At 73.2% G+C, this 2,978-nt stretch carries 3 protein-coding genes; 2 read left to right on the top strand and 1 reads right to left on the bottom strand.

All coding sequences use genetic code 11. From position 1 onward, the window contains the following. Positions 1–169: 169 nt before the first annotated feature. Positions 170–832, bottom strand: a complete 663-nt coding sequence (locus SACHA_RS0110040) for a sigma-70 family RNA polymerase sigma factor (protein ID WP_028663047.1) — start codon at positions 830–832, stop codon at positions 170–172. Between the two features lie 190 nt (positions 833–1,022). Here SACHA_RS0110040 and SACHA_RS0110035 point away from each other — a divergent pair, with 190 nt between their 5' ends. Both SACHA_RS0110035 and SACHA_RS0110030 read left to right on the top strand, forming a co-directional pair. Beyond that, positions 1,023–2,651 (top strand): AMP-binding protein, encoded by a 1,629-nt coding sequence (locus SACHA_RS0110035; RefSeq protein ID WP_019809382.1) that lies wholly within the window; start codon positions 1,023–1,025, stop codon positions 2,649–2,651. Further along, positions 2,644–2,907: a glutaredoxin family protein gene (locus SACHA_RS0110030; protein WP_028663046.1), complete on the top strand. Its 264-nt coding sequence runs from the start codon at positions 2,644–2,646 to the stop codon at positions 2,905–2,907. The genes SACHA_RS0110035 and SACHA_RS0110030 overlap by 8 nt, the downstream gene beginning before the upstream one ends. The last annotated feature ends 71 nt before the right edge of the window (positions 2,908–2,978 follow it).

Here is a 2,978-nt window from a genome sequence, read left to right as displayed (position 1 = left end):
GCGCTCGTGCTCGCGCCGCCTGCCGGTCCGGTCGGCCCGGTGCCTTCCGGGCCGGGAGCGGCCTGCGCGGGACCCGCGCCCCCAATCCACGCGCACGCCTCCACATCGTCATCGACACCGTCGTCGAGGCAACGACCGGTGACCGGTCGTGGTTACGCGCGGGGAACCGTCACCGGAAGCCGGTCGGCAGCAGGCGCGCCAGCCTGCGCACCGCCCGGTGCTGGAGCGCCTTCACCGCCCCCTCGTTGCGCTGCATGATCGTGGCGGTCTCCGAGACGGAGTAGCCCTGGATGAACCGCAGGATGATGCATTCCCGCTGGTCGTCACCGAGGTCGGCGATGCACCGGAGCAGTTCGTCGTGCGTGCTCCGGTTGAGGACCTGCTGTTCGGGCCCGGACCCCGCGGACTCGGACGGCGGGGCCTCCGCGATCTCCTCCGTGACGACCTCCATCCGGAACCGGCTGGACTTCACGTGGTCCAGCACCAGGTTGCGGGCGATGGTGGTGAACCAGGCCCCGACGTCGCGCCCCTGGTAGGAGATCGAGGTGATCCGGCGCAGGGCACGCAGGAACGTCTCGCTCGTGACGTCCTCGGCCAGGTGCCGGTCGCCCACCCGCAGGAGCACGTACCGGTACACGCCGTCGACGTGCCGGTCGTAGAGCGTGCCGAACGCGGCCGTGTCGCCGGCCTGGGCCCGCCGGACGAGATCCCAGTTCTCCGCCACGGTGGCGTCGACGGGCTCGGCGCGTGCCGTCTGCTCGGTCACCGCGCCCCCGACCGGTCGCAACCGTGCGGGTGCGGGCCCCGCCGCAACAGCGATCGGCATGCTCACGTGTCGCACCTCCTCCGGGCCCTTTCCCGGCCTCCGCGTGATCATCGCCACTACGTCGCCCGACGGAGCATACGGGTAGTTACCCAAAAGTAGGTAGTGGTGTCCCTGTTGCGAATTGAGCACGGCCCGGCTTGATCACGCCCGGCGGGGGAGTGCTGGCACACTGTCCGGACTCGGAAAGGGGCTGTTTGTGACCGGTGAGGACAGCAATGTCGCCGACCTCGTCGCCGCCGCGGCGCGGGCCCGACCCGACGACGCGGCGTTGATCGATACAGCGACACACACCACACTGACCTGGCGTGTCGTCGACCGCGCCGTCGACGCGCTCGCGACCCGGATCGCCGCCACCGGCGTCGGTCCCGGCGACCGGGTCGCGCTGCGGCTGCCGACCTCGGCACGCTTCGCCGTCGCCTTCTTCGCGATCCTGCGCGCGGACGCGATCGCGGTCCCGCTGAACCCGCAGGCACCGTCCGGCGAGACCACTCCCGTCCTCGAACACAGCGGGGCGCGACTGCTGATCGCCGACCGCGCACCACGGACCGGGGACGAACCGGACCTCCTGGTGCCGGACCCGGATTCGGACCTGGATCCGGGCCGGGAGTCGGAGCCGGGGCCGGACGGGGAGCCGGACGCCGCCGTGGCCCGGAACGCCTCCCGGGGCGGGGAGGACATCGCCGCGATCTTCTACACCTCGGGCACCGCCGGACCCGCCCGTGGCGCGATGCTGTCCCACCGTGCGCTGCTGGCCAACGTCCGACAGCTGCACGCCCTCGACCCGCCGGCCACCCTTCCGGACGACCGGGTGTTCGTGGCGATCCCGCTGCACCACATCTACGGGCTGGGCCCGGGGCTGCTCTCGGCCGCGGCGGCGGGGGCCACGACCGTGCTCTCGCCCCGGTTCGAGCTCGGGCAGGCGCTGGCCGACCTCACCGCGTACGGGGTGACCGCGATGGTGGGTGTGCCCGCGATGTACGCGGCGCTGGCCGAGCAACCGCCCGAACGCATCCGGGAGAGTGTGTCGGCGCTGCGGCTGATGGTCTCCGGGGCCGCCGCCCTGCACCCCCGGGTGCTGGCCGCGATCCGCTCGGCCACCGGCCAGGGGGTGTACGAGGGGTACGGGCTCACCGAGACCGCACCCGTGGTGACCTCCACGCTGCGGACCGGCTACCCGAAACCGGGCTCGGTGGGCCGGCCGCTGCCCGGCGTCGAGGTGCGGCTGGTGGACAACGACGGTGACCCGCTGCCGGTGCCGCTGGACCCGGACGACCCCGACGACGCCTTCGACACCGACGCCGACGGCACCGGGCTCGTCGCGGTGCGCGGGGACAACCTCTTCTCCGGGTACTGGCCGGACGGGGCGTACGGACCGGACGCCGAGGGATGGTTGCGTACCGGGGACGTCGGCTACATCGACGTCGACGGCGACCTGCACCTCGTCGACCGGGCCACGGACGTCGTCATCGTGAACGGCTTCAACGTGTACCCGCACGAGGTGGAGGAGGTCATCGGCGCGATGCCGCAGGTCGCCGAGGTGGCCGTGGTGGGCACCCTCGACGAGCGCACCGGCGAGGCGGTGAAGGCGGTCGTGGTGCCCGCGGCGGGGGCGGGGCTGTCCGCGCAGCGCGTGCAGGAGCACTGCGCCGAGCGCCTGGCCGGGTACAAGGTTCCCCGCACGGTCGATCTGGTCACCGAGCTGCCGCACTCCCCGACGGGCAAGGTCCGCCGGGCGGAGCTGCGCTCCACCGGAGGAACCGCAGCCGGGAACCCGGCCGGGGGCGCCGTCGGTGCGGACACCGGGGATGATGGGGGCGATGTCTGACGTGGTGCAGCCGCAGGCGCGGCACTCGGTGACGGTCATGACCCGCGCGGGCTGCCCGGCGTGCGAGACCGCCGAACGCGACGTGGAACGGGTCTGCGGAGAGCTCGGGGTGCCGTTCACCGTCGCCGACGTGGACACCGACGCCGAGTGGCGGGCCGAGTACGGCGACCGGGTCCCGGTGATCCTCGTGGACGACGCCGAGCACGACTACTGGTCGGTCGACGAGGCCCGGCTGCGTGCCGCGCTGAGCGCCTGAGCCGCGCGCGGAGCGCCTGAGCGCCGCGCTGAGCGCTTCAGCGGCGCGCAGTGGGTGCCCGGGTCCAGGAT

It is taken from the genome of Saccharomonospora halophila 8 (assembly GCF_000383775.1).
Classification (GTDB): domain Bacteria; phylum Actinomycetota; class Actinomycetes; order Mycobacteriales; family Pseudonocardiaceae; genus Saccharomonospora; species Saccharomonospora halophila.
The sequence above is the reverse complement of the archived record's forward strand: the minus strand, read 5'-3'. Positions and strand labels throughout refer to the sequence as shown.